The sequence below is a fragment of the Mesorhizobium sp. WSM4833 genome, assembly GCF_055811095.1.
The window spans coordinates 1-26,620 of the sequence record NZ_JBVVQG010000008.1 but is presented as its reverse complement, the minus strand read 5'-3'; the positions used below and the strand labels follow the sequence as shown (position 1 = coordinate 26,620).

Sequence of the window (26,620 nt, the reverse complement as noted above, 5' to 3'; positions counted from 1 at the left end):
ACGCGGTTTTCCGTCCGAATTGCGTAAGATCAAACAGACAGAGTATTCAGCATCCATGACGGTCGATACCCAACCAAAGGGCGACGAGCGCGTACACTGGCTGCCGATGGTGGCGGCGATCTCGTCGATCAGCGTCGTCGGCATCGCCATCGGCCTCGGCATGCCGCTGCTCAGCGTCATCCTTGAAACACGCGGCCACTCGGCTTCGATGATCGGCCTCAACACCGCCGTCGCCGGCCTCGCCTCGATCGCCGGTGCGCCGCTGGCGACCCCGCTCGCCATGCGCTTCGGCGTTGCCTGGACCATGATCGCCATGATCGCCGCCGGCGCGCTGGCCTTTGTCGGCTTCCATTTCGCACCCGATTTCTGGATGTGGTTTCCACTGCGCATCGTGCTGCACATTGCGCTGACGGTGCTGTTCATCCTGTCTGAATTCTGGATCAGCACCTCGGCGCCGCCGCACCGGCGCGGCCTTGTCCTTGGCATTTACGCCACTGTCCTGTCGCTCGGCTTTGCCGCCGGACCGTGGCTGTTCGCTCATCTCGGCAGTTCCGGTTTCAGGCCGTTCGGCGTCATCATCGCGTTGGTGACGCTGGCGGCCATACCCGTGCTGGCAGCACGCAACGAGAGCCCGTCGATCGCCTCGGATGGCGAAACCAGCAATTTCCTGCGCTACATCTGGCTGGTGCCGTCGGCGACCGCTGCCGTGCTGGTGTTCGGCGCGGTGGAAACCGGCGGCTTTGCGCTGTTCCCGATCTACGGCAGCCGAATCGGCTATTCCGAGGCCGATGCGGCCCTTCTGCTGACCATGATCGGCCTCGGCAATGTGTTGTTGCAGATCCCGATCGGCATGATCAGCGACCGCGTCAGCGATCGCCGCTACCTGCTGATTGCCTGCGCGACGGTCGGTCTTATCGGCACCGTGTTCATGCCCTTCTTCGCCCAGAATTGGCATTTGATGGCCGCGCTTCTGTTCGTCTGGGGCGGCGTCGTCGCTGCCATGTACACGATCGGCCTTGCCCATCTCGGCTCGCAGCTTTCCGGCCATGAACTGGCGTCGGCCAATGCCGCCTTCGTGCTGTGCTACGGCGTCGGCATGGTGCTCGGGCCGCAGGCGATCGGCATCGGCATGGATGCGTTCGGCCCGTCCGGCTTCGGCTGGTCGCTCGGCCTGTTCTTCGCCGCCTATATCGCTTTGGTCGCCGTCAGGTTGGTTCGCAAGATCCTGCTGTAGCGGGACTGCGGCCTGCCATGCATTTGGCACGGCACGGTGACAGGCTGCTGACAGAACCGTGTCAGGAGCACAGGGCTAAAAAGGTGTCCCAAAACACTTGAGGACACTTCCATGATCGACAGCGGCTTTGAAACCACATCGCTACGAATGACACTGCTTCTGCTCGTGACCTTCCAGGCTCCGGCCGCCGACGTCGACCGCATCATGGATGCCGTGGTGGCGATCGCGCCGCTGGCCATGGGCAAATATGACCGCAATGCCTATCAGTCGGCGCACGGCATCGAACGCTACAGGCCGCTTGACGGTGCGGCCGCCGGCGCCGAAACCGAATTGCGGCGGCGCCCCGGCACGGTCGAGGTTTCCTTCGAACTGCCGGACGACCAGGCGCTGGCCGCCCGCGTCGTCGAGGCGATTTTCCAGGCGCACTCCTACCAGGAACCGGTGATCCGCATTCAGCCGATTCTCGCCAGCCGTTCCAAGGGGCTGGACGACCGCGCCAATCCGAATCGCTGGTGGAACACGACCGGAGACTGGAAGAAGGTTGCGGCATCGGCGACGGAAACCGCATGATTTCCGCTCCCGAGCCGGCTCTGGTGGGTCGCACAAGGCCTACCGGGCTTGACTTTCCGGGCGCGTTCTTTATGTGTCGCGCCAAGTTTCCCGCGTCCGGGTGTTTCCCCGTGCTCCAGCGGCCAAAACCCCACGAACAAACGGACTGATATCATGGCCAAAGCCGCAAACATCAAGATCAAGCTTCTGTCGACCGCCGACACCGGTTTCTTCTACGTGACCAGCAAGAACAGCCGCACCAAGACCGACAAGCTGTCGTTCCGCAAGTACGACCCGGTCGCCAAGAAGCACGTCGAGTTCAAGGAAACCAAGATCAAGTAATCCGGGTTTCCCGCCGCAATGCCGAAACGCCGCCCAATGGGCGGCGTTTTTCGTTTGTAGCAGTTGATTTCGTTGCATCCGAGCAGAGACTCCAGCCAAAGGATTGACCCTTAGCCATGGTTGCGGCACCCTTGGCCGTGGGTTGGGTGTCACGAATAAGGCGCCTATGGATGTCGAAGAAGTTGAAAGCTGCAATCATTGCAGCCCTTGTCGCTCTGGCTGCTGGCTTTGCCGTCAGCAACGGGCTGATAAGCCAGCAGACGGCCGATGAGATCAAGGCCAGGACTGACCAGGTTCTGACCGAGGAAGAGGCCGCACCGCCTGCACCTCAGCCTGACAGCCCCGCTACGCCTTCCACGGAACCCGCACCGCAGGCTCCGACACCTCCCGCCGCGGCACCCCCGCAAGGATCACAACAGGGTCAATGAAGAAGCCTCGCCAGGATGGGCTCCTCTCGTGCGATCGCGCCATCTGAGTGTATCGTTTTAATACAATCGCCAATTGGTAGACTTGCACCACGGATAGGTAGTTAGTTTCAGCGTCAGGCAAAAAGGGGGGAAATGCCTCGCACTGGGAGAAAACGATGTCCGTACAAAAAGGCGACTTTCGAACCAACAGAGCCGACTACGTGATTGCCGCGATGCATGGCGGAGTGACCGCCGAAGACAGCGTTCGAGACGAGAACCTGGCAAGGAGAAAGAAGTCCCTGTGGCTGAAGGAGCGGCGATCGGCCAAATCGGCTGAAAATCCGTTGGACAGCTCGCCGCTGTCCAGAAGAAGCCCTCGCGGTTAGCGGTCTACAATCGCCTTCCGCGATCACACCATATCCGCACACAACCCACTCGCCCATATTGCAGGTGCCACCGTCGGTGTTGACTAACTCCGACGGTGGCCTAGTTCGCGGCGAAATGACCTCCGTTCTTTTGAGAAGACGGCGGGACTAAGGTCTTGCGCCCTAGACGCAAAGGTCCGAGCGATCCTGTTAGGTTCCGGAAATGTCTCTTGGACGTTCCGCTATTTTATCCAATTGAAATGTAGCGTTACCGTGTATGTCCCGCCCGATAGCGGCGCCTGATCCGGCTGCCCGCATCCGACCCGGCTGCGTCCCCTCAGCCGATGCGCTCGCCGCTTTTCGCATCGAACAGATGCAGCTGGTCCGGTTCGGCCGCCAACCGCACCACGTCGCCGGACTTGACGCCGGCACGGCCCATGGCAAAGACGCACAGCTGCTGGCTGGCTAGCTTGACGTAGAACTGCGTCGAAAGGCCGAGCGGCTCGACCACACCCACCTCGCCCTTCAACGCACCCTCGTCCGCCAGCTTGATATGCTCGGGCCGCAAACCGACGGTGATGGCGTCACCGTGGGTCAGTGGCAGGCCTTCCGGCAGCCGCAGCGCCTGGCCGTCGGCCAGTACGGCCTCCAACGTAGCGCCCTTGCGAACCGTCGCCGGCAGAAAATTCATGCCGGGTGAACCGATGAAACCCGCAACGAACATGTTGGCCGGCCGGTCGTAGAGATCGAGCGGCGCGCCGACCTGCTGGATCAGCCCGTCATGCATGACGACGATCCGGTCGGCCATGGTCATCGCCTCGATCTGGTCGTGCGTGACATAGACCGATGTCGTCTTCAGTTGCTGGTGCAGCGCCTTGATCTCGGCGCGCATATGGACGCGCAGCTTGGCGTCGAGGTTCGACAGCGGCTCGTCGAACAGGAAGACCTTGGGGTCGCGCACGATCGCCCGGCCCATGGCGACGCGCTGGCGCTGGCCGCCGGACAATTGCCGCGGCAGGCGCTGCAGGAAGGTGTCGAGCCCGAGCCGCTTGGCGGCGCCGTCCACCCTGGAGTCGATCGTCGCCTTCTCCGCCTTCTTCAGGAGCAGGCTGAAGCCCATGTTCTTCGACACGTCCATATGCGGATAGAGCGCGTAGGACTGGAACACCATAGCGATGTCGCGGTCCTTGGGTGCTACGTCATTGACCAGCCGCTCGCCAATGCGGATCTCGCCGCCGGAAGCCTCCTCCAGCCCGGCGATCATGCGCAAAAGCGTGGACTTGCCGCAGCCCGACGGCCCAACCAGGACGACGAACTCGCCATCGGCGATTTCAAGGTCGACCGCGTGCAGGACGCGGACGGCGCCATAGTCCTTGCGGACCTTCTCGAGCGTAACAGAGGCCATCGATCTATCCTTTGACGGCGCCGGCGGTCAGGCCGGTGACGAGATAGCGTTGCAGGAAGGCGAAGAAGATGCAGACCGGGATCAACGCCAGGATGGATGCCGCCATCATCTGTCCCCAATCGACGGCGAACTTGCCGATGAAGGTGAGCAAGCCGACGGCGAAGGTCTTCTGGTCGTCGCTGGAAATCAGCATTAGCGCGAACAGAAGCTCGCTCCAGGCGGCGGTGAAGACGAAACCGAGCGTCGCGCCCATGCCCGGCAGCGTCAGCGGCACGATCACCTTGCGCATCGCCTGTGCACGCGTGCAGCCGTCGATCATCGCCGCTTCCTCCAGATCCTTGGGAATGCCGTCGAAGAAGGACTGCATGAGGAAGGTGGCAAAAGCCGTGTTGAAGGCGGTGTAGATGATGATCAGCCCGGTCAGGCTGTTGATCAGTCCGATCTGACCCATCACGCGGTAGATCGGCGGAATGACCATCACCAGCGGAAAGGTCTGGGTCAAAAGCAACATCAGCGCCAGTGCTGCCTTGCCGCGAAAGGTGAAGCGCGACATGGCATAGCCGGCAAGCGTGGCGATGATTGTCACCAGTGCCGCCGTCGACACCGAGACGATGACGCTGTTGAGGAAATAGCGGGGGAAATCGGTGGCCTCGAGCACGGTGACGAAGTTCTGCAGCGTCATGTGCGACGGCCAGAAGGTGATGCCTTCGGAATAAAGCAGCCGCTCCGGCGTGACCGAGATCTTCAGCGTCCAGTAGATCGGGAACAAGGCAAAGAGCACGTAAGCCGCGATTGCCGCGTAGAGGCCGATGCCGCCGAAGAAGCGCTGCGAGGCTGTGCGTCCTGCGATCATCAGACGTGCCTCACCAGGGTGCGGCGGATACCGATCAGCGCAATCGCATAGGCAATGAGCAGGACCAATAGCAGCACGGCCACCGCCGAGGCATAGCCCTTGTCCAGCGATTTGAAGGCGCTGACATAGATGTAGACCGGCACCGTGTTGGTCGAGCCGGCCGGTCCGCCTTCGGTCATGACGAAGATCAGGTCGGCGAAGGTGGCGATCCAGATGGTGCGCAACATTACGGTGATGGCGATGGTCGGCGCCAGGAATGGCAGCGTCACCTTGGTAAAGCGCTGCCAGGGCGAGGCTCCATCGATGGCCGCAGCCTCATGCAGTTCCGACGGGATCGACTTCAGCGCCGCCAGGAGCGTGATGGCGAAGAACGGAATGCCGAACCAGATATTGGCGACGATCGGCCCCCACATGGCGGTTGACGGATCGGACAGCACATTGGTCGGCTCGGCCTTCAGACCCAATGCAAACAGCCAGTGCGGCAGCGGGCCGATGATCGGATTGAACAGCCAGGCCCAAGTCAGGCCCGACAGGAAGGACGGCACCGCCCAGGGCAGGAACACCAGGGCTTGTACAGCCTTGCGGCCGCGAAACGGCTTGTCGAGCAGAAGCGCCAGGCCAAGGCCGAGGAAGAACTGGAAGAAAAGGCTGGCGACCGTCCACCACAACGTGTTGACCAGCGCCTGGCCCAGCACCTGATCCGACAGCATCGCCTGATACTGGCCGAGCCCGACATATTCGGACTTGAAGGCGGAGAACTTGCGGAAGGAGTAGCTGATGCCGATGACCAGCGGCACCAGAAGCACCACGACCAGCAGGATGATCGCCGGGCTGAGATAGAGCCATGGCTCGATAGCGGCATGCGACAGCCGCTTCTTTCGAGGCTTGCCGACGGATCGTATTTCGGACACGGCATAGGTCATTGGGTGAGGATCGGCTCCCTGGAGTAGCGGATGGACAATGAGCGGGGAGAAGTGCCGGTTCACCCTCCGAAGCTGCAGCGCAGCGGCTGCGAAGGATGGGCAGGCAGATGAGGGGCAGCGCAAAGTAGGCAAAACTACCGCCGCCCCTCATCCGTCACTTCGTGACACCTTCTCCCCGTGAACGGGAGAAGGAAAGAACGCGCTTATTTCTTGTTCTTCGCCATCCAGTCCTGCTGTTCCTTGGTCAGGAAGGCAGCCCACTGGTCGGCGACGTCCTTGGCCGTCTTCTGGCCAAGCAGCACTTCCTGAAAATTCTTGATCGCCACCTGGTCGACGAAATTGCCGAGGTTCTCCAGATGCGTCGGCGGGGTGACCATTTCATATTTGGAGCTGTCGCTGAGCTCTGTGAACCAGCCCTTGAACTGCTCGGTCTTGAAATGGGGATCTTGGTCGGCACCGTTGTGGATCGGGACGACGCCGACTTCCTTGGCCCATTCCAGATTGTCCTTCGGCGACAAAAGGGTCGCCATCAGCTTCCAGGCGTCGTCCTTGTGCTGCGAGTTGGCGAACATGGCCCAACCGGCATAGCCGAGTGTCGGATAGGATTTGCCGCTCGGCCCGACCGGCAATGGCGCTACCGCGAAATCGTCGGCGCTCATCTTGTCGGCGATGCCGAGCAGCGCGTCCGGATCCTGGTTGAGCATGGCGCAGGTGCCGGAATAGAAGCCGGTGACCGTTTCGTTGAAACCCCAGCTCACCGCATCCTTCGGCGCCAGTCCGTCCTTGTACATGTCGGCCAGCATCTGCAGGCCCTTGACCGAGCCCTCCTCGTTGATCGTCGAAGTGCCGTCCTCGTTGAAGTAACCGCCCTTGCCGGCGGCGATGTTCATGAACATGTGCATGCCATTGAAGGCGCCCGGCCCGCCGCGCAGGCAGTAGCCGTACTTGCCTGGGAGCGCGGAAATCTTCTTGGAATCGGCGACGAAATCTTCAAGCGTCGCCGGCGGGCCATCGAGGCCGGCCTCCTTGAACAGTTTCTTGTTCCAGAACAGCGCGTTCACATAGTAGCCGTAGGGGATCATGAACTGGGTGTTGTTGACGGTCGAGCCGAACTGTTTCGCGCGGTCGCCAAGCGTCTTGGCGTCATCCCATTTGGCCATATACGGGCCGAGATCCTCGAGTTGGGCATTGTTGGCATAGAGGCCCATCCAGCGCTCCGGCATCTCGACCACGTCGGGCGTATCGCCGGCCTGCACCATGGTCAGGAATTTCTCGAACGCCTGCCCCCAGGGCAGCGAGATCAGCTCGACCTTGATGCCTGGATTGGCCGTTTCGAACTCGGCGATCTGCTTCTTCAGGAATTCGGTGCGTGGCGGGCTGGTGATGACTTCGACCATTTTCAGGGTCGAATCGGCCACAGCATTTCCGGCGGAAATCGCCAGTCCCGCAACGGTGGCAAGCATGACGGTCAGTTTTTTCATGTTCAAGACTCCCATTTTGAACCCGCTTGTTATTTTCTGGCTTTTTCGAAGGCTTGGGCGACATCCGCCCACAGGTCTTCGACACTCTCCAATCCGACATTGAAGCGGATGGTTCGGGGGCTGACGCCGAAGCGCGCCATCGAATTCAGGCCCGGCGTCTGCTCCAGCGACGCCTTGGCCGGCACGACCAGGCTTTCATGCCCGCCCCAACTGACGCCGATGCGGAAATATTTCAGCGCGTCGACGAAGACGGGGATGTCGATCTCGTCCGTAACCTCGAAGGAGAACAGCCCGGCATAGCCGGCCAGCGTCGCCTTGCCCAGGTGGTTCGAATAGACGGGATGGTTGACCCGCTCGACAGCGGCATGCGCCTTCAGCCGTTCGGCGATGGTCAGGCCGCTCTTCATGTGGTGCGGCAGGCGCAGCGGCAGCGTGCGCAGGCCGCGCAGCAAAAGCCACGCCTCGAACGGTGACAGCTTGCCGCCGAGATAGGAATAGGTCTGCTCGTTGATGTGCTTGATGTAGGCAGCCGAACCCGCCACGACGCCCGCGACCGTATCGCTGTGGCCGCCAAGGTATTTCGAGGCCGAATGCAGCACCAGGTCGACGCCATGCGTGATCGGCTTCTGGAACACCGGCGTCGCCCAGGAATTGTCGATCGTGGTGACGATGCCCTGTTCCTTGGCCAACCGTGTCAGATGCGCGATGTCCTGCAGCTCGAACATCATCGAGGTCGGGCTTTCCAGATAAAGCAGCTTGGCGCCGGGAAGTGCCGCCGCGACCGCATCCGGGTCGGAGCCGTCGACATAGTCGACCTTGATGTTGAGGCGCGGCAACAGCCGCTCGAACAAACGGTAGGCATCGCCATAGCAATTGCGCACCGCCACGATGCGCTCGCCCGCACCGACGAACGCAAGCACCGTGGCGCTGATCGCCGCCATGCCACTGGAGAAGCCGCGCGCGGCTTCTGCGCCCTCGAGCGCTGCCACGCGCGCCTCGAACTCCATCACCGTGGGATTGTCGCCGCGCGAGTAGATCGGCTGCCTTCGTTTGCCGGCAAAGGTATCGGCCATCTCGGCATAGTTGGCGAAGGTGAACAGCGAGGTCTGGTAGATCGGCGGCACCACCGCACCGCCGGGGAACGGTTCGTCATGCGCCAAAAGCGTGGCCGCTTCGGTGAGATACTCGTAATCGAAACCTGATGGATGCTCGTTCATGTCTGGCTCGAGAGTTTGAGTTTGGCCGCGCCGCGCTTGAGGTCGTCCTCGACGGTGGCGATCAGCTTGAGCGCCTCGGCGCGAGCGCCCTGCGGATCGCGGGCAGCAATGCGTTCGTAGATGGTCCGGTGATAGGGAAAGCTGGCGTGGCCGAAGTCACGCACGCCGAGCGGATGCTCCCAGAAGCGGTGAAACAGCTCATGCATGGCGGCGATGATCTGCTCGAACAGCGGATTGCCCGAGACCCGGTAGATCGCCTGGTGGAACTCCCAATCCTCTTCCGACGACATGCCCTCGCGCGTGCGGAACGCCTGTTCCATGATGTCGAGCTTGCGTGCGATCTCGGCAATATCGGCTTGGCTGGCGCGTTCGGCGCAAAGGGCTGCTGCCTCCGCCTCCAGCGCGCGGCGGATCTCCAGCGTCTGCATCAGGCTGGTGAAATCATTGCCGCCGGCCAGTGTCAGCGGCATGTGCAGCATATCAGGCGAAACAGCCGCCTTGAGATAGGTGCCGCTGCCTTGCCGGCGTTCGACGAGGCCGAGCCCTTCCCAGCGTGTCAGAGCCTCGCGCACGGTGTTGCGGCTGACCTTCAGCCGCTCGGCGAGAATGCGTTCGGTTGGGAGTCTGTCGCCCAGCTGCAGGGCTTCGGCGCGAACAAATCCCACCAACGCCTTCAACACGGCGTCGTCGCGCGCCGTGATTTGAATGGGTGGCAGGCTGTTCTGGTCCACATTTCCTCCGAGTGGTCCAATGGTCCAACCAATTCTGCACAGTTGAAAACTCCTGTCAACCAACTGTCAGGAGCACTGTCGGAGGAAGCGACGCAATATTCTCAAGGCGGTCGCGCGATCGCTTCGATCGCGTCTGCTAACCTGCGGCAGCAGGCGGCCCGAACCAGGTGGTCAGCGCGTCCACAAGGCCCCGTTGGGCTCCCGCCCCGGCCCAAGCCACATAACCATCGGGCCGGATCAAGGCCGCGTCGGGCGCAACGACACTCCCGAGAGCCGGGAGGTCCCAGATACCGGCGTAACCGGCGTCGATCTGCCGGACCCGTTCTGCCCAGGGCGCGATGTCCAGTCTGCCGGGCTCACCGAGGTTGAGCAGCACGGGCCGCGCGTCGTGCAGCAAGGTGAAGACCCGCAGCGGTCCGCCGGCGGTGGTCAGATCGAGATCGGGCATTCGCCGCCCAAGCAGCGGGTGCCCCTCGCCGAGGTCGTAGTGGACACCCAGGCCGGACATCTCGGCTGCGATCTTTTTGCGGGGTTCATCCATGCCGAGCAACTCGGCAACGGTGTCGGCCAAGGCCTTGCTGCGGTCATCCGTGCGGCGAAGCGCGACCTGCGCCATCGTGTTACGCAACACGCGGGCGGCAACCGGATGGCGCTCGGCATGATAGCTGTCGAGAAGGCTTTCCGGCGATATCCCCTTGATGACCTGGGCCAGCTTCCATCCAAGGTTCACCGCATCCTGCACGCCGATGTTGAGGCCCTGTCCACCCATCGGCGGATGGACGTGGGCGGCATCGCCGGCCAGGAGCACGCGTCTGTCGCGATATGCGGCAGCCTGGCGCGTCATGTCGGTGAAGCGGGAGAGCCAGGTCGGGCTGTGGACCCCGAAATCGGTGCCATAGATGGCAGCCAGCGCCTCGCTGAGCTCGCGTAGCGTCGGTTCGCCGCGCGCCTCCAGGCGGGGCTCCGTCAGCACGACGCCAACCTTCTTGCCGTCCTCGATCTTACCCAGGGCATGAATTCCGGAGGCGTTGCTGCGGAAGCCCCATGGCGGTTCTTCCGACATTTCGACCTCGGCAATCATCCAGCTCATCGTCGGATCCCATCCGGCGAACTCGATACCGGCCGCCTTGCGAATGGTGCTGCGGCCTCCGTCGCAGCCGACCAGATATGCGGCCCTCAGGCGGTGACCGGTGGACAGTTCGACGTTGACGCCGCTGTCGTCCTGGATAAACCCCGCAACCTCGTGTTCACGATAGATCGGCACCTTCAACTCGCCGACCCAGTCGGCCAGGATGCGCTCGATGTGGTTCTGCCGCAGCGCCAACAGGTAATTGTGCCGGGTTGGGAAGTCGCTGATGTCCAGGCGGATCATGTGAAAACCTACGGCCGGGCTCACTTGGCCCTGCGAGAGGAACCGATCGGCAATTCCGCGCTGGTCGAGCACCTCGATGGTGCGTGCATGGAGGCCGCCTGCGCGCAGGCCGGCAAGTTTCTGATCCGGCCGCCTTTCGACAATGGCAACGTCGACGCATGCTAGCGCCAGTTCGCCCGCCAGCATCAATCCCGTCGGACCACCCCCGGCGATCACGACCGCATGATCTGAAACCATTATCATCACTCCCGTTTTCCGCACCTTGGTTCGGGTCGGTTTTTACGGGAGGAGCTGGGTCTTGCCGCAAGCCCCTTGTGCGCCACATGTATGAAATGGAAGGGAACGGTATTGTTCCCCTGTTGGTTGCCGCGGAACAAGCGCTCGGGGCAATTTCCCCTAACGATATCCAGATTTTCAGGCGCAAAAACCCAGAGTCTCCCGTGCTTTGGCACGGAGCTCTGATGTTCATTGGAAAGAAGGGGGCCGGTCGGCGTTTGGCAGCGGTACGAGGAGGCCACTATGTGCCAGCGCCGGCCGGCCGACCCCACGGACCCAGGAGATGCGGCGGACCTGAGCATCATGGGGTATTCCCAGGGACCGGAGCCGGCGGTCTTTCCTCGTGCCGGCTTCGTCTTGGCCTGCACAGTCGCGCAAGAGCTTATGAAAATCAACAGTTTCTTAACCAAGGCTCGCGAATCGCTTGGATTAAGGTAAACGGGTAACCCTGTCGGGTTGACTGGATAATCGGGGCTGGATCACTACGCCGCCTTGGCGACGACCCGATTGCGGCCGCCGCTTTTGGCTTCGTAGAGCGCGAGATCGGCACGCTTCATCAGCGCCGCCACCGTGTCCACGCCCTTCAGCACCGACGACACACCGACGCTGACCGTGACTTCGATCGCCTTGCCGTCCTGGCCAATGGCGAAAGCCGCCTGGGCGATTTCGGCGCGAATGCGCTCGGCCACCTTCTCGGCCACCGCGCCCTCGGTATCCGGCATCACCACGACGAATTCCTCGCCGCCAAAGCGGCAGGCAAGGTCGATACCCCTGACATTCTTGCGCAGCCGCCGTGCGAATTCCCGCAGCACCTCGTCTCCGCCATCATGACCGTGCGCGTCGTTGATCGCCTTGAAGCGATCGAGGTCGGTGATCATCACCGACAGCGGCCGGCGCCGTGCCACGGCGCGATCGAACAGCGTCTGCAGATGGCTGTCCAGATAGCGGCGATTGTGCAGCCCGGTCAGACCGTCGGTCACCGCCATTTCGATTGTCTGGGTGACGCTGGCCCGTAGCTGGTCGTTGTAGCGCTTACGGCGCACCTGCGTGCGCAGCCGTGCCGTCAGTTCCTGCTGGTCGATCGGCCGCATGAGATAGTCGTTGATGCCAAGTTCCAGGCCGCGAATGATACGTTCCTCCTCGCCCTCCTCCGCCAGCAGGATAATCGGCACGAAGCGGGTGCGATCGAGCGAGCGCAACTGCGAACAGAGCCTCAGCGGATCGAAATCGGCGAACGCGGTCGAGATCATCACGCATTCATAGGATGTCTCGGCGGCCTGGAAGAAACCGGCATGCGGATCATGTGTGACGTCGAGGTCGGCCCGATCACGCAGCATCTTCTGGATGCGCTCGACGGATGTTTTGCGCTCGTCGATCAAAAGCACTTTCGGCGTCGTGTCCTCGGATGCGAAATTGCGGCTGAGCAACTCCTCGATGCCGATATTGCGCGTCGTCGAGGCGCGCAGCCGCAACTCGTCGGTCAGCGACTTCAGCCGAACCAGGCTCTTGACGCGCGTCATCAGCTGCAGGTCGTTGACCGGCTTGGTCAGGAAGTCGTCGGCGCCAGCCTCAAGCCCGCGGACGCGGTCGGAAACCTGGTCCAGCGCGGTGATCATCACCACCGGAATGTGCGATGTCGCCGGATCGCTCTTCAGCCGCCGACAGACCTCGAAGCCGTCCATATCAGGCATCATCACATCGAGCAGCACGACATCGACCTTGCCGTTCTCGCAGGTCTCGATCGCATCCGGCCCGTTGGTGGCGGTCAACACTTCGAAATATTCGGCCAGCAGCCGCACTTCCAGCAGCCGCACATTGGCAGGGATATCGTCGACGACGAGGATCCGCGCAGTCATTTCATAACGCTCCGACTCGGCTGAAGGGGCACATCACGCATCGCCCAGATAGGATTTGATGGTCTCGATGAAACGCGGCACCGAGATCGGCTTCGAAATATAAGCCTCGCAGCCACCCTGGCGGATACGTTCCTCGTCGCCTTTCATGGCGAAGGCGGTCACGGCAATGACGGGGATGACGTGCAGTTCGTCGTCCTCCTTCAGCCATTTGGTCACTTCAAGCCCCGACACCTCAGGCAACTGGATATCCATCAAGATGAGATCCGGCCGGTGCTGGCGTGCCAGATCGAGCGCTTCCAGACCGTTGCGGGTGCGCACGGTCTCGTAACCGCTTGCCTCGATGAGGTCCCGAAAGAGCTTCATGTTGAGCTCATTGTCCTCGACGATCATAACCTTCTTCGGCATCGATATCCCGTCCCGGCCGCCCTTCCGCTTCGAAGGCGACCGTCATGCGCCCATGTCTGAACGCACCAAACCCTGCTTCACTTTACGGCAATATGATTGACGAAACGGAAATCCGCGGCTGGAAAACAGCGCGAATTCTACCTCGTCGCCTGCGCGTCCAAAGGGCGCGCCACGCTCTAATGGCTTGCCGCAAGCAACTCTTGCCATTACTGCGGGAGAGACTCATTCCACACACCGAAGGTAGTGATGGCAAACGCAGCGTCAATGCGCGAAGAAGCGGAATCGATTGCCGTGAAGGCCCTGGGCTTTGTCGCCTCCGATCCGGAGCTTTTGCCGCGCTTTCTGGCTATCACCGGCATAGAGGTCCATTCGATCCGCAAAGCCGCCAGTGAGCCAGGTTTCCTGGCTGGTGTCCTGCAATTCATCCTCGCCCACGAGCCGACGCTGATGCGCTTTGCCGAGGAAACCGGCACCCCGCCGGCTGCTGTCGGCAAGGCCCTGCGGTCGCTGCCGCTGGGCGATGACAATCACGAGCATTCCATATGAGCGATGATCCAGAAACAGCGCGCCAGATCGAAGAACTGGCAGCCGACAACCGGCCGTTGCTGGTGCTCGATGTCGACGATGTCGTGCTCGAATTCATCCGCCCGTTTCCGAATTTCCTCAAGACGCGTGGCTATGGCCTGACGCTGGCCTCGTTCCGGCTGACCGGCAACATCGCAGAGACGGCCAGCGGCCGCCTGATCGAACAGCCCGAAGTCACGGCACTGCTGGGCGATTTCTTTGACACGCAAGCCGATTGGCAAAACATTACGGACGGCGCGGCAGAGGCCCTGGCAGGGCTTGGCGACCGCGCGGAAATCATCTTGCTGACGGCCATGCCACACAAACACCGTGCCGTGCGTCGTGTCCATCTCGACGCGCTTGGACTGAGCTACCCGCTTCTGACCACTGAAATGGCCAAAGGACCGGCAGTGGCCAAACTTCGCGGCAAGGCCGGCCGACCGGTGGTCTTCGTCGACGATCAGCCGCACAATCTGGCGTCGGTGCGGGAATCGGTCGCCGACGCCGAACTGTTCCACCTGATGGCCGACAATTCGCTGCGCGCATTCCTGCCCCCGGTGACGGACGATGTGGTCGTCGTCCAGGACTGGCACGAAGCCGCGCCGAAGATCGCAAGCGCGCTGGGGCTCTAAACTCCAGCCTTCAAGGGTTCAGTTTCGCACCTGCGCCGCCGCTGTCGTCCCCGCTGTCATCGTCGCCGTCACCATCGTCCACGCTGTCGTCCACGGCCGGATCAGCAGGCTTCAGCATGACGCCATTGACGGTGACCGAACCGTCGGCCTTGGCGTTGACGATCCATTCCAGCCGGCCATCGGGCAGCGTCTTGCCAAAGCCCTTCGCCATGAGAGCGACTGGCACGTATTGGGCCACCTCCGGTTCCGACTTTGCCGCTTCCTGCAGGCCTTCGACAAGCTTGTCGAAGCCGGCGACATCGACGGTCACGCTACCTTCGGGCTTTTCGCCTGGGAATGTCATCTCGCCTTCCAGGGCGATCTCCGTATCCTTGTTCTTCACGGTGCTGTGGCCAAGCACGACCTTCGGCGTCTTGGCCATGAAGTCGGCCTTAAGCTGCTCGCCGAATTCGGCAGACAGCGGCGGATTCTTATTGAGATCAAAGGCTTCGATCGCCTTCTTCGCCATGCTGTCGAGATCGATATTGGCGCCGCCAAAGTTCAAATCGACATCGGTGGGCAACAACCCCACGCTCCAGCTCGGGAGAAGCTGGGTCGGCACGGTCAGTCCCGATGCCTTGATGCCGTAGGTGATCGTGCCATTTTGGGCGACGCCGTCGGAGCCGAATACGGTGCTGAGCTGGGTGGCGCCGAAATTGCCGACCGGGCTTTCCACCGCGAAATCCTTGAAACCATAGGTCCCGTCGATACGCTGCCAAAGCGGTAAGGCGGCGAACAAAAGCGATTTGAGCTGCGCCTGGTTGGCCTTCAGCGTCGCCTCGTCCTCATTGGCCACTGCAAATGCCAGGAGATCGAGCAATGGCTTGGTCTGCACGCCCTTGCCGCTGGCTTCGACCGATAGTTCCGGCGACCTGACGGTGACCGGGAATTTCAGCCCGCTCTCGGGGTCATCGAAATTGATCGCTTCGAGAAAACTCGACACCTTCTGCGAGGTTATGAAATCGACGCCCCCGGTCGCCGACTTGGTCGCGGCAACGGTCGCGATGCCAGCGCCGGCGCTGGCCTCCATGTGCTGCTTGGCATCCTTCGACGTCATCGTCATGCCGGCCATCGAACTGGTGCCGCTGGTGAAGGCCGCCAGATTTGGATCGTAGACGCCCGAGCCCTTGCCATCCTTGATCGAAAACTGAGTGCTTTGCAGGCCTTCGGGTCCGTTGAACTCGAAGGAGGCGCTCTGGGAGAAATCCATCGAGACATCCCAGGATCCGTCGCTGCGCGGCTTGACCATCAGGGCGTAGGGCGCGAAGTCGAACTTCAGCAGTTTCTGGTCCGGAAATGATGCGGCAAGTGCCTTGAAATCGAACAGGATCTTGTAGGCACCACCTTCCAGCGAAACCTTCAAAATGCCTTTGTCGATGGCCTGCTTGCCGACATAGCGGGACAAGTCGTCGGACAATTGCTTCGCACCCTGACCGTCGACGGTCTGACTGAGAGCAGGGGCACTCAACGCAAGAAGGAACACGAATGGCAGGGCACGGTTCACGCGAATTCTCCGTTTGACCGAGAAGAAAGGCTTTGTCCGTCTGGTATGAAATTACCGCTGCAACCGCAAGGTGAGATCGACAACGGCATCCGGGCAGGCAATCTCGATCAAAGCACCAGCCGCATCAGCGGCCGACCGGCCTTGCGTTCCAACAGCCTCTCGAAACCAGCCTTCTCGAAGACCCGCGACGAGCCGACGAACAGGCCGATCGAACGCGAATCGCGAGACAGATCTATCGGACAAGCCTCGAGCAGCCGTGCACCGTTCTGGCGGGCAAAATCGATGCCGCCTTCGACGAGGCGATGCGTGATGCCCCTGCCGCGCGCCTTGCCGCGAATGAAAAAGCAGGAGATCGCCCAGACGGCCGGATCCGTGGCGTCGGCAGGATCGACCGGTGCCGACCCCCTGCCCTGGTTGTTCCATTCGGGCACGTCGGCGCGCGGTCCGATCTGCATCCAGCCAACCGCCTGACCGTCCTCGAATGCCAGCAGGCCCGGCGGCGGGCCGGCCTCGATGCGCGCCTTGATGTGGTCCTTGTTGCGTTCCCGGCTGCTCTCGCGGCGCATCGCCGGCGCCAGCCGGAAATGCGTGCACCAGCAACCGTAGCAGGCACCTTGCTTGCCGAAGAGGTCCTCGAATTCAGCCCAAAGCTCGGGCGCAAGCGGCGCTATGGTCGTGCTCATGCGTTCTCCCCAGGCCAGCCTTGTCGCTGGCCTTGCACTGTCGTACCATTGCTTCTGTTCTCTTTATGTTCGCAGCGATGGCGGCCTCTGTCAACAATCCCGATCACGGTTTTTGCCGCGACTGCCTGATGCTTCAGCGCAGCCAGACGCGCCGCTGCGAGCGCTGCGGCAGCCCCCGGCTTGCGCGTCATCCCGAGCTTTACCGGCTGCATCTGGCCCATATCGATTGCGACGCCTTCTATGCGGCAATCGAAAAGCGCGACAATCCAGCGCTCAAGGACAAACCGTTGATCATCGGCGGCGGCAAGCGCGGCGTCGTCTCCACCGCATGCTACATCGCCCGCATCCAGGGGGTGCGCTCGGCCATGCCGATGTTCAAGGCGCTCGAAGCCTGCCCGGAGGCGGTGGTCATCAGCCCCAACATGGAAAAATACGTCCGCGTCGGCCGCGAGGTGCGCGCCATGATGCAGGCGCTGACGCCGCTGGTCGAGCCGCTGTCGATCGACGAGGCGTTTCTCGACCTCGCCGGCACCGAACGACTGCACGGCCTGCCACCCGCTGTGGTGCTGGCGCGCTTTGCGCTGGCGGTCGAGAAGGAGATCGGCATCACCGTTTCGGCCGGCCTGTCCTACTGCAAGTTCCTCGCCAAGATAGCGTCGGACTTCCGTAAACCGCGCGGCTTCTCGGTCATCGGCGAAGCCGAGGCGGTCGGCTTCCTGGCGGCGCAGCCGGTGACCATGATCTGGGGTGTCGGCAAGGCGTTCAACGCAACGCTGGAGCGTGACGGCATCCGCACCATCGGCCAGCTGCAGCAGATGGATCGCGGCGACCTCATGCGCCGCTATGGCACGATGGGCGACCGGCTCTACCACCTTTCGCGCGGCGAGGATGTCCGCCGCGTCGATCCCGATCAGGACGCCAAGAGCGTATCGGCCGAAACCACCTTCGACACCGACATCGCGTCGCTGGAGGAACTGATCGCGGTTCTCAGGGGTCTTTCGGAAAAGGTTTCGGCACGGCTGAAAAAGTCAGGCATTGCCGGGCGCACCGTGGTGCTGAAACTGAAGAGCCAGGATTTCAAGCTGCGCACGCGCAATCGCCAGCTCGGCGACCCGACCCGGCTCGCCGACCGCATCTTTCAGACTGGGGTGGAGCTTCTGCGCAAGGAAACCGACGGCACGAAGTATCGGCTGCTCGGCATCGGCGTCAGCGACCTCTCGGACGACGACAAGGCCGACCCGCCCGATCTGGTCGACATCCAGTCGCGCAAGCGCGCCATGGCTGAAGGCGCCATCGATGCCTTGCGCGACAAGTTCGGCCGCAAGGCGGTGGAAACCGGCTACACATTCGGCAAGGGCCGCGATGCCCATCCGCCGGAGCCGCTCGAGGATTAGGTGCGCTGCAAGTCTATCCTGCTCGTCACCACGCTCTTGCCGGTTTTCGGGTCGGTGTCGATGACGGTCAGCCGCATGCCGTTCTCGCCGCGTTTCTCGACCTTCATCTGCGCCCTTCGGTCGCCATTGACCTCCTTGGCCCAGCGAATGCCCAGGTTGATCGCATTGCCCGAACGGCTGCCGTTGAGTTGCGCCGGTCCCGTGCGAGAGCCGACATAGGTGCCGCTGTATTTGGCACCTGTAACTTTCAGATTGGCGCTGATGGCCCGCGACACCACAATGAGACCGCGGCAATTTCCATCCAGCGATAGCGAGGTTGAGGTCGCATTCGACTTGAAGCTGCACGATACGCTGACGTTCGGAGCATCCGTGGTTACCTGGACAGTGCCCTTGCCGGCGAAATTGCCCTTGAACGACTGAAGAAATTGGGTCTCGTCGGCATGTGCTGCGCCTGCCGCAACCAATAGACCGCCGGTAAGCGCGAATTGCGCGAAGGATCTCATCGAAGCTCTCCTTGTCGTTTTCGAAAAAGGCGGGGCGGTCCACGAGCACGGCTGACCATCGGGACTCAACGCCACCTACCGTTTCAGGTTCCGTCCGCCACATGACTGTTTTACAACATCGGGCCAGTCGCGACTGGCCCAGAAGAATGCCTTGGCTAGCGGTTGCGGCAGAGGTGCTGGCCTGCGACATAGCGCGAATGGCACCCACCCCCTCGATCCCCAAGGCCGCGTTCTGGATGGCGCTGTCTATCGCCTCGTTCCTTGGCATGACGGTCGCCGGCCGGGCCACGACAGCGGAGCTCAACGTCTTCCAAGTGCTGGAGTTGCGCTCCGTGATCGGCTTCTTCATCCTGCTGCCGCTGGTGATGATGAGTGGCGGCTTTCAAGCCATGCGCACGCAGCGCCCGGTTGCCCATATCGCCCGCAACGTCATCCATTACACGGGCCAGGCGGCATGGCTCTACGCCCTCACCTTGATTCCGCTGGCCGTGTTGATCTCGATCGAATTCACCACTCCGATCTGGACAGCTATCCTGGCGGTGATCTTTCTGGGCGAAAGGCTGAACCGGCCCAAGTTGGCAGCGATCGCGCTGGGGCTGATCGGCGTGGTGATCATCGTGCGCCCCGGTGTCGGCTCGGTCGATCCTGGACATCTCGTCGTGCTGGGCGCCGCGGCCTGCTTCGGCATCTCGGTGGTCACCGTCAAGTCGCTGACCCGGACGGACAGCGTCGTACGCATCATCTGCTGGATGCTGATTGTCCAGTCGGTGGTCGGTCTCATCCCGGCGCTCTATACGTGGCGCAACCCGCCACTGGAGCTATGGCCATGGATCGTGCTGATCGCCTTCACCGGCATGTCGTCGCATTTCTGCATGGCCCGCGCGCTTGGCTATGCCGACGCGACCATCGTCTCGCCGATGGATTTTCTACGCGTGCCGCTATCGGCACTGATCGGCTGGCTGCTCTATAGCGAGCAGATCGACGCCTTCACCGCCGGCGGCGCGCTGCTGATCCTGATGGGCAATCTGCTCAATCTGCAGCGCAGGCAGATAAAGCCGGCCGAAGTGGCGGCGTCGTAGTCCCGCCGGCCGTCAGTTCCCTTCGTCGGGTATGTTGAGAAGATGGCCGCAGGCCTTGCAATGGACGGCGTCCGGCTCGTGCCGCCGCAAGCCGCACTGCGGACAGGGAAACAACACCTTGGCTGGCCGGAAGATCGCCTGAGCCAGTCTGACAAACAGCGATATGCCGATGATCATGGTGACGATTGCCGTCAGCTTGCCGGCCATGCCCGGCAGCACGATGTCGCCGAAGCCGGTCGTCGTCACCGTGGCGACAGTGAAATAAAGCGCGTCGATATAGTTTTCCAGGCCAGCGCCAGTGCGAAAGAAGAACGTGTAGACGAAGCCGGTGATGACGAACAGGAAGGTCAAAAGGTTGATGACCGCGTGGCTGGCCTCTCGCCACGGCCGCAGTCCTCGCATCTCGAAATGCCGCCAGAGCGAACCGCTGCGTGACAGCGACCACAGCCGCAGGATGCGCAGGAAGGCGAGATTGGCGAACGCCGTTGGCATCAGCAGCGTCAAGAGGATGAAGACATCGACCCACGACGTCGGCTGCTTCATCAGCCGCAGCATGTTCTTGGAGGCAAGCAGGCGGGCAGCGAGGTCCGCGGCAACCAGCGCGGCCGCCGAATAGTCGAGCCAGAGGAATGACGGCTTGTCCTGGAGAACCGGCGTCGCGATGAAGAAGGCGATGATGGCGAGGTCGATGACGACGGCCACCAGTTGGAACCGGAAAGCGGCCGGCGTGCGCCCATGATAAAGCCTGCGCAGCCGGTCACGCAGCCGCGCCAAGACTGAAACCGCCTGCGACCCATTCCTCTGCGCCGGCTTCATGCTGACTGCGCCGGCGTTGGCCGCAGCGACCGCCCGGCTGATTGCCGCGCCCCGAAAAGAGCGGGGGTCACACCAATTCCACTTCGACCACGCCCGGCACCGCGCGCATCGCCGAGGCGATCTGCGGCGAGATACGGTAGCGGTTCGGCAGCTCTATCTCGATTTCCCCCTCGCCTTCTTCCTTGATCAGCACGAAACTGACCTGGCCTTCGCCCCTGACGGTCAGTTGGCCGGCCAGCGTGTTGATCGGCGTGGCGTTGCGCACGAAGATACGCAGCGCCTTCTGGATGCGACTTGCCTCATCCTCCAGCGACTGCACCGAGTTGATGCGCAGATTGACGCCTTCCGGCCTGTCCTCGGCCGCAACGGTGATGACGACGGAGCGGCCGGCCTCGAGCAGGTCGCGATACTGTGCCAGTCCTTCCGAAAACAGCACGGCTTCGTACTGGCCTGACGTATCCGAAAAGGCGATGACGCCCATCTTGTTGCCGGTGCGCGTCTTGCGTTCCTGCTTGGATGTCACCGTGCCGGCCAGGCGGCCGGCGGCGGCACCGCGTTTGACGGCCGCCGAGAACTCGGCCCACGTTTGCACCCGCATCTTCTGCAGGGCCGCCTTGTACTCGTCGAGCGGGTGGGCCGAGAGGTAAAAGCCGACCACCTGGAATTCACGGTGCAGCCGGTCGGCGGCGAGCCACGGCTCTGTCGCCGGCAGATTGAGTGCCTGCGACTGGGCGCCGAGCGAGGCGCCGAAGATGTCGTGCTGTCCGGAAACCGCGTTCTGCTGCGCCAGCGACGCCAGCCCCATCATGCGCTCCACGCCCGCCATCATCGACGCGCGGTCGTGGCCGAAGCAGTCGAGCGCGCCGGCCATGATCAGGCTTTCGAAGACGCGCTTGCCGACGATCTTGGGATCGACCCGCTCGCAGAAATCGGCGAGGTTCTTGAACGGCTTTTCGCCACGCTGGGCAACGATGTGCTCGACCGCCGCGTCGCCGACGCCCTTGAGCGCTGCCAGCGAATAGTAGATGCGGTTCTCGCCGACCTCGAAGGGGCGAAAGCTCGATGTCACCGACGGCGCGAGAACCTCGATGCCGAGGCGCAGCGCGTCCTGGCGGAAATCGGCGAGCTTGTCGGTGTTGCCCATGTCGAGCGTCATCGACGCCGCCAGGAACTCGACCGGATAATGCGCCTTGAGATAGGCGGTCTGGTATGAAACCACCGCATAGGCGGCGGCGTGCGATTTGTTGAAACCATAGTCGGCGAACTTGGCCAGCAGGTCGAAAATGAAGTCGGCTTGCGGCTTGCCGACGCCACGCTCGACCGCGCCGGAGACGAAGCGCTCGCGCTGCTTGTCCATCTCGGCGCGAATCTTCTTGCCCATGGCGCGGCGCAGCAGATCGGCTTCGCCGAGCGAGTAGCCCGACAGCTCCTGCGCGATCTGCATCACCTGTTCCTGGTAGACGATGACGCCTTGCGTCTCCTTCACCAGATGGTCGATCTTGGGATGGATCGAGGCCATCTCCTCCTCGCCATGCTTGCGGGCGTTATAAGTCGGGATGTTTTCCATCGGGCCGGGTCGATACAGTGCGACCAGCGCGATGATGTCCTCGATGCAGTCGGGCCGCATGCCGATCAGCGCCTTGCGCATGCCGGCACTTTCCACCTGGAACACGCCGACCACTTCGCCGCGCGACAGCATGGCGTAGGTCTCGGGATCGTCGAGCGGGATGGTTGCCAGGTCGATCTCGATGCCGCGCCGGCGGATCAGCTTCACCGCCGTCTCCAGCACGGTCAGCGTCTTCAGGCCGAGGAAATCGAACTTCACCAACCCGGCCTGCTCGACATATTTCATGTTGAACTGGGTGACGGGCATGTCCGAGCGCGGATCGCGGTACATCGGCACCAGCTCCGAGAGCGGCCGGTCGCCGATGACGATGCCGGCGGCGTGCGTCGAGGCATGGCGGTAGAGGCCTTCCAGCTTCTGCGCCATGTCGAGCAGCGTCTGGACGATCGGCTCCCTCTCGGCCTCTTCGGCAAAGCGCGGCTCGTTGGCGATGGCGTCGGCGAGCTTGACGGGATTGGCCGGGTTCTGCGGCACCATCTTGGAGAGCTTGTCGACCTGGCCATAGGGCATTTGCAGGACGCGGCCGACGTCGCGCAGCACGGCGCGCGCCTGCAGCGTACCGAAGGTGATGATCTGGCCGACCTGGTCGCGGCCGTATTTCTGCTGGACGTAGCGGATGACCTCCTCGCGCCGATCCTGACAGAAGTCGATGTCGAAGTCGGGCATCGACACGCGGTCGGGATTGAGAAAGCGCTCGAACAGCAGCGAGAAGCGCAGCGGATCAATGTCGGTGATGGTGGTCGAATAGGCGACCAGCGAGCCTGCGCCCGAACCGCGGCCAGGCCCGACCGGAATGCCTTGCGCCTTGGCCCATTTGATGAAGTCGGCAACGATCAGGAAGTAGCCGGGAAACTTCATCTTGGTGATAATGCCAAGCTCGAAGTTCAACCGCTCGCGGTATTGCTCGACCGTATAGCCCGCGGTCGGGCCATGCATGGCAAGGCGCGCGTCGAGCCCCTCATGGGCCTGGCGGGCCAGTTCGTCGGCTTCCGCCTGCACGGCGGCGTCATTGTCGGCGACATCGCCGCCGGTGAAGCGCGGCAGGATCGGATTGCGGTTCCTCGGGTAATAGGAGCAGCGCAGCGCGATCTCGACAGTGTTGTCGATCGCCTCCGGCAGGTCGGCAAAGAGCCTTGCCATATCGGCCTGGCTGCGCAGGAAATTGTCGGGCGACAGCCGGCGACGGTTGTCGGCGGCGACGACCGATCCCTCGGCAATGGCAATCAGCGCGTCATGTGCGTCATAGTCGTCGCGAGAGGAAAAGAACGCCTCGTTGGTGGCGACCAGCGGCAGTTCATGGGCATAGGCCAGATCGATCGAGGATTTTTCGATCAGGCGATCGTAGCCGGAAACCCGGTCAAGCTCGACATAGAGCCGGTCGCCGAACATCTCCTTGAGAGTCAAAAGCCGGGCTTCGGCCAGATCGCGGCGATCTTCCTTGAGCGCGGTGCCGATCGGTCCGCGCGGTCCGCCGCTGAGGCAGATCAACCCGTCACAATAGCCTTCCATCATTTCGGTGGTCAGGTGCACGGCTTCGCCCGGCGGCGTTTCGAGGTAGACGCGGCTGACCAGCCTGACCAGATTGGAATAGCCCGCCTCGGTCGCGGCAAGCAGGACGACCGGCCGCATATCGGGACCTTGCCGTCGGCGGTCGCGCTGGCCATCGCTGTTTTCGCCGGAAAAGGCGAGCGCCGTCTGGCAGCCGATGATCGGCTGGATGCCGTCCTTCACCGCCTTCTGCGCGAATTCGAGCGCGCCGAACAGGTTGTTGGTGTCGGTAACGGCGATGGCCGGGGCTTCGTCCTTGACCGCATGAGCCACCACCTTGCCGATCTGCAAGGCGCCTTCCAGCAGCGAATAGGCCGAATGCACGCGCAAATGGACGAAGGGCCGCGCCGGGGCCTCCGGCCGCGCCGCAGCAATCGCCGCTTCGCGCTTCAAGGGATCGCGGGGGAGTTTTTCGTCGGCCATGGTGCTGCGTGAAGGTCCTTGAGTCGATGGAGATGTATTGTCCGGGACCGCGCCATGCCAGTCCAGCACAAACCACTGCTGATCACAGGCTGCCTGCCCGGCTAGCCCTAAGCAAACTCCATGATCACAGCGTCGACAGCCAGGCTGTCGCCAGGCTTGGCGTTGAGTTTGGAGACGACAAGGTCGCGTTCGGCACGCAGCACGTTTTCCATCTTCATCGCTTCGACCACCGCCAATGTCTCGCCTGCCTTGACCTCTTGGCCTTCGGCAACGGCAATCGACACGACAAGGCCAGGCATCGGGCAAAGCAGCAGCTTCGACGTGTCCGGCGCTACCTTTTCGGGCATCAGCCTTTCCAGTTCGGCGGTGCGCGGCAGCATGGCGCGCGCGGTCACCGACATGCCTTTCCAGGCGATGCGAAAGCCATTGGCGACCGGCCTGACCTGAGCCGTAACCTTGCGCTTGCCGACCGTACCGCGCCAGACCAGATCGCCCGGCCGCCAGTCGGATGCAACGGTCAGCGCCTTGCCGCCCGCGATCGACAGATCGACTTCCATCGGAATGGAAATCATGCCCTCGATGATGGACGCCGACAGATAGTCATCATCGATCTTCACGACCCAGTCGCGCTTCAGCGCTCCCGAATGCGGCGCCAGGCGCCCGCCCAGCCGATCAAGCCGATCACGTCGCAGCAGTTCCACTGCGGTCGCGATCGACGCCAGCACCGCTTTCTCGTCGTCGTTCGGCACGACCGGCGCGAAACCGTCGGGATATTCCTCCGATATGAAAGCGGTCGATATCCGCCCTTCCCGCCAACGCTGATGCTGCATCAAGGCAGCCAGGAACGGAATGTTGTGCTCGATTCCGTCGACGACGAAGCTGTCGAGCGCTTCCGACATGGCATCGATGGCTTCCAGACGCGTCGGCGCCCAGGTGCACAGCTTGGCGAGCATCGGATCGTAGAATATCGAGATTTCGGAGCCTTCGGTGACGCCGGTGTCGTTGCGGATGACGACATCGCCGAATTGTCCTTCCTCCGGCGGCCGGTAGCGCGTCAGCCGGCCGATCGAAGGCAGGAAATTGCGGTAAGGGTCTTCGGCATAGAGCCGGCTTTCCACCGCCCAGCCGTTCAGCTCGATGTCGCTTTGCTTCAGGCCAAGCTTTTCGCCGGCGGCGACGCGGATCATCTGCTCGACCAGATCGATGCCGGTGATGAGCTCCGTCACCGGGTGCTCGACCTGCAATCGTGTATTCATTTCAAGGAAATAGAACTTCTTGTCATTGTCGACGATGAATTCGACCGTGCCGGCGCTCTGGTAGTCGACGGCCTTGGCCAGCGCCACAGACTGCTCGCCCATGGCCTTGCGTGTCGCTGCGTCCAGGAATGGCGACGGCGCCTCTTCGGCGACCTTCTGGTTGCGTCGCTGGATCGAGCATTCGCGCTCGCCGAGATAGAGCGCGTTGCCATGCGCGTCGGCCAGCACCTGGATTTCGATGTGGCGCGGATCGACGACGAATTTCTCGATGAAGAGACGATCGTCGCCGAACGAACTCTTGGCTTCCGAGCGCGCGCGGTCGAAGCCATCGCGCACTTCGGCTTCGCTCCAGGCGATGCGCATGCCCTTGCCGCCGCCGCCGGCCGAAGCCTTGATCATCACGGGATAACCGATTTCGCCGGCGATCTTTTCGGCATGATCGGCATTCTCGATGACGCCGAGCCAGCCGGGCACGGTGGAAACCTTTGCGGCGTTGGCGAACTTCTTCGATTCGATCTTGTCGCCCATCGCCTTGATCGCCTTGGGCTTCGGGCCGATGAAAATGATGCCTTCCGCTTCCAGCGCCTCACAGAAGGCCGCCCGCTCGGACAGGAATCCGTAGCCGGGGTGCACGGCCTGGGCTCCCGTCTCCTTGCACGCGGCGATGATCTTTTCAGGGACGAGATAGCTCAGCACGGCTGGCGAAGGCCCGATATGCACCGCCTCGTCGGCCATCTCGACATGCACGGCGTCGCGATCGGCATCGGAATAGACCGCGACCGTGGCAATGCCCATCTTGCGCGCCGTCTTGATGACGCGGCAGGCAATTTCGCCGCGATTGGCGATCAGGATCTTGGTGAACATGCGAAATGTCATCCCTCGGGTCGGCCGTTCCTTTTATGGCCTGTGCTTGCAGGGTCAAGCCGACCATGCAATTCACTGCCTTTCAATCGACTTGCGATTCCAATTCATCGCTGTGGCCCAGTCGGGGAGCCAGCTGCCAGTTGATCGTGTCGGCAAAACCTGAAACCTTGGAAAAAAATTCGCATTGGAGGACGCCTGATGAAAACCCGCGCCGCTGTCGCTGTCGCCGCCGGAAAGCCGCTGGAGATCATGGAGGTCGACCTCGAGGGCCCGCG

General features: G+C 62.4%; 25 protein-coding genes. 9 read left to right on the top strand and 16 right to left on the bottom strand.

Going from position 1 to position 26,620, the window contains the following annotated elements; genetic code table 11:
• The first annotated feature begins 55 nt into the window (after positions 1 to 55).
• The 5 genes from AC0L2D_RS17240 (at position 56) to AC0L2D_RS17220 (ending at position 2,918) form a co-directional block, all read left to right on the top strand.
• A complete protein-coding gene (locus tag AC0L2D_RS17240; RefSeq protein WP_024503576.1) occupies positions 56 to 1,234 on the top strand; it encodes an MFS transporter in 1,179 nt (392 codons plus the stop codon).
• A 111-nt stretch (positions 1,235 to 1,345) separates the two neighbouring features.
• Complete coding sequence (locus tag AC0L2D_RS17235; protein ID WP_024503577.1) at positions 1,346 to 1,804, top strand: YqfO family protein; 459 nt, start codon at positions 1,346 to 1,348, stop codon at positions 1,802 to 1,804.
• A 153-nt stretch (positions 1,805 to 1,957) separates the two neighbouring features.
• The gene (gene rpmG, locus AC0L2D_RS17230) at positions 1,958 to 2,125 is read left to right on the top strand and encodes a 50S ribosomal protein L33 (RefSeq protein WP_006201775.1); all 168 of its coding nucleotides are present in this window, start codon (positions 1,958 to 1,960) and stop codon (positions 2,123 to 2,125) included.
• A 170-nt stretch (positions 2,126 to 2,295) separates the two neighbouring features.
• Entirely contained in the window at positions 2,296 to 2,553 is a 258-nt protein-coding gene (locus tag AC0L2D_RS17225; RefSeq protein WP_024503578.1) for a hypothetical protein, read from the top strand.
• Positions 2,554 to 2,708: 155 nt separating this feature from the next.
• Positions 2,709 to 2,918 (top strand): hypothetical protein, encoded by a 210-nt coding sequence (locus AC0L2D_RS17220; protein WP_127261081.1) that lies wholly within the window; start codon positions 2,709 to 2,711, stop codon positions 2,916 to 2,918.
• A 316-nt stretch (positions 2,919 to 3,234) separates the two neighbouring features.
• Here AC0L2D_RS17220 and AC0L2D_RS17215 read toward each other — a convergent pair whose 3' ends face one another.
• From AC0L2D_RS17215 to AC0L2D_RS17175, 9 genes are all read right to left on the bottom strand, one after another.
• Positions 3,235 to 4,302: an ABC transporter ATP-binding protein gene (locus AC0L2D_RS17215; protein WP_013531923.1), complete on the bottom strand. Its 1,068-nt coding sequence runs from the start codon at positions 4,300 to 4,302 to the stop codon at positions 3,235 to 3,237.
• A 4-nt stretch (positions 4,303 to 4,306) separates the two neighbouring features.
• Complete coding sequence (locus AC0L2D_RS17210) at positions 4,307 to 5,155, bottom strand: carbohydrate ABC transporter permease (RefSeq protein ID WP_013531924.1); 849 nt, start codon at positions 5,153 to 5,155, stop codon at positions 4,307 to 4,309.
• Complete coding sequence (locus AC0L2D_RS17205; protein WP_063167897.1) at positions 5,155 to 6,078, bottom strand: carbohydrate ABC transporter permease; 924 nt, start codon at positions 6,076 to 6,078, stop codon at positions 5,155 to 5,157. The genes AC0L2D_RS17210 and AC0L2D_RS17205 overlap by 1 nt, the downstream gene beginning before the upstream one ends.
• Positions 6,079 to 6,281: 203 nt before the next feature.
• Complete coding sequence (locus tag AC0L2D_RS17200; RefSeq protein WP_127371094.1) at positions 6,282 to 7,559, bottom strand: ABC transporter substrate-binding protein; 1,278 nt, start codon at positions 7,557 to 7,559, stop codon at positions 6,282 to 6,284.
• Positions 7,560 to 7,588: 29 nt separating this feature from the next.
• Positions 7,589 to 8,776 (bottom strand): PLP-dependent transferase, encoded by a 1,188-nt coding sequence (locus tag AC0L2D_RS17195; RefSeq protein ID WP_473541641.1) that lies wholly within the window; start codon positions 8,774 to 8,776, stop codon positions 7,589 to 7,591.
• Entirely contained in the window at positions 8,773 to 9,507 is a 735-nt protein-coding gene (locus tag AC0L2D_RS17190) for a FadR/GntR family transcriptional regulator (protein ID WP_013531928.1), read from the bottom strand. Before AC0L2D_RS17190 ends, AC0L2D_RS17195 begins: the two co-directional genes overlap by 4 nt.
• Before the next feature lie 136 nt (positions 9,508 to 9,643).
• Positions 9,644 to 11,116, bottom strand: a complete 1,473-nt coding sequence (locus tag AC0L2D_RS17185; RefSeq protein WP_473541640.1) for an FAD-dependent monooxygenase — start codon at positions 11,114 to 11,116, stop codon at positions 9,644 to 9,646.
• 521 nt (positions 11,117 to 11,637) lie between these two features.
• Complete coding sequence (locus AC0L2D_RS17180; RefSeq protein ID WP_024503582.1) at positions 11,638 to 13,011, bottom strand: PleD family two-component system response regulator; 1,374 nt, start codon at positions 13,009 to 13,011, stop codon at positions 11,638 to 11,640.
• Positions 13,012 to 13,044: 33 nt separating this feature from the next.
• Positions 13,045 to 13,416, bottom strand: coding sequence for a response regulator (locus AC0L2D_RS17175; protein WP_013531932.1), 372 nt, complete (start codon positions 13,414 to 13,416; stop codon positions 13,045 to 13,047).
• A gap of 246 nt (positions 13,417 to 13,662) precedes the next feature.
• Between AC0L2D_RS17175 and AC0L2D_RS17170 the strand changes: the two genes are divergently transcribed.
• Positions 13,663 to 13,962, top strand: coding sequence for a DUF3572 domain-containing protein (locus AC0L2D_RS17170; protein ID WP_024503583.1), 300 nt, complete (start codon positions 13,663 to 13,665; stop codon positions 13,960 to 13,962).
• The gene (locus AC0L2D_RS17165; RefSeq protein WP_013531934.1) at positions 13,959 to 14,612 is read left to right on the top strand and encodes a hypothetical protein; all 654 of its coding nucleotides are present in this window, start codon (positions 13,959 to 13,961) and stop codon (positions 14,610 to 14,612) included. The genes AC0L2D_RS17170 and AC0L2D_RS17165 overlap by 4 nt, the downstream gene beginning before the upstream one ends.
• Positions 14,613 to 14,622: 10 nt before the next feature.
• On the opposite strand, the gene AC0L2D_RS17160 is transcribed toward AC0L2D_RS17165, so the two are convergent.
• Together AC0L2D_RS17160 and AC0L2D_RS17155 are read right to left on the bottom strand one after the other, a co-directional pair.
• Positions 14,623 to 16,155, bottom strand: a complete 1,533-nt coding sequence (locus AC0L2D_RS17160) for a hypothetical protein (RefSeq protein ID WP_473541639.1) — start codon at positions 16,153 to 16,155, stop codon at positions 14,623 to 14,625.
• 107 nt (positions 16,156 to 16,262) lie between these two features.
• Entirely contained in the window at positions 16,263 to 16,838 is a 576-nt protein-coding gene (locus AC0L2D_RS17155; protein WP_024503584.1) for a GNAT family N-acetyltransferase, read from the bottom strand.
• A gap of 65 nt (positions 16,839 to 16,903) precedes the next feature.
• Here AC0L2D_RS17155 and AC0L2D_RS17150 point away from each other — a divergent pair, with 65 nt between their 5' ends.
• Complete coding sequence (locus AC0L2D_RS17150) at positions 16,904 to 18,232, top strand: DNA polymerase IV (RefSeq protein WP_337122299.1); 1,329 nt, start codon at positions 16,904 to 16,906, stop codon at positions 18,230 to 18,232.
• On the opposite strand, the gene AC0L2D_RS17145 is transcribed toward AC0L2D_RS17150, so the two are convergent.
• Positions 18,229 to 18,735 carry a hypothetical protein gene (locus AC0L2D_RS17145; protein ID WP_024503586.1) on the bottom strand — a complete coding sequence of 169 codons (507 nt, stop codon included), beginning with the start codon at positions 18,733 to 18,735 and terminating at the stop codon, positions 18,229 to 18,231. The genes AC0L2D_RS17150 and AC0L2D_RS17145 overlap by 4 nt on opposite strands.
• Before the next feature lie 197 nt (positions 18,736 to 18,932).
• Here AC0L2D_RS17145 and AC0L2D_RS17140 point away from each other — a divergent pair, with 197 nt between their 5' ends.
• Positions 18,933 to 19,814 (top strand): DMT family transporter, encoded by an 882-nt coding sequence (locus tag AC0L2D_RS17140; RefSeq protein ID WP_013531939.1) that lies wholly within the window; start codon positions 18,933 to 18,935, stop codon positions 19,812 to 19,814.
• A 12-nt stretch (positions 19,815 to 19,826) separates the two neighbouring features.
• Here the strand turns inward: AC0L2D_RS17140 and AC0L2D_RS17135 are convergent, their stop codons facing one another.
• The 4 genes from AC0L2D_RS17135 to AC0L2D_RS17120 all read right to left on the bottom strand — a co-directional run.
• Positions 19,827 to 20,630 carry a potassium channel family protein gene (locus AC0L2D_RS17135; protein WP_027161463.1) on the bottom strand — a complete coding sequence of 268 codons (804 nt, stop codon included), beginning with the start codon at positions 20,628 to 20,630 and terminating at the stop codon, positions 19,827 to 19,829.
• Between the two features lie 67 nt (positions 20,631 to 20,697).
• Positions 20,698 to 24,225 carry a DNA polymerase III subunit alpha gene (gene dnaE / locus AC0L2D_RS17130; protein WP_473541638.1) on the bottom strand — a complete coding sequence of 1,176 codons (3,528 nt, stop codon included), beginning with the start codon at positions 24,223 to 24,225 and terminating at the stop codon, positions 20,698 to 20,700.
• 107 nt (positions 24,226 to 24,332) lie between these two features.
• Positions 24,333 to 26,345 (bottom strand): acetyl-CoA carboxylase biotin carboxylase subunit, encoded by a 2,013-nt coding sequence (locus AC0L2D_RS17125; RefSeq protein WP_473541637.1) that lies wholly within the window; start codon positions 26,343 to 26,345, stop codon positions 24,333 to 24,335.
• Between the two features lie 72 nt (positions 26,346 to 26,417).
• On the bottom strand, positions 26,418 to 26,620 hold a 203-nt coding region (locus AC0L2D_RS17120; RefSeq protein WP_473541636.1), incomplete at its 5' end, for a hypothetical protein.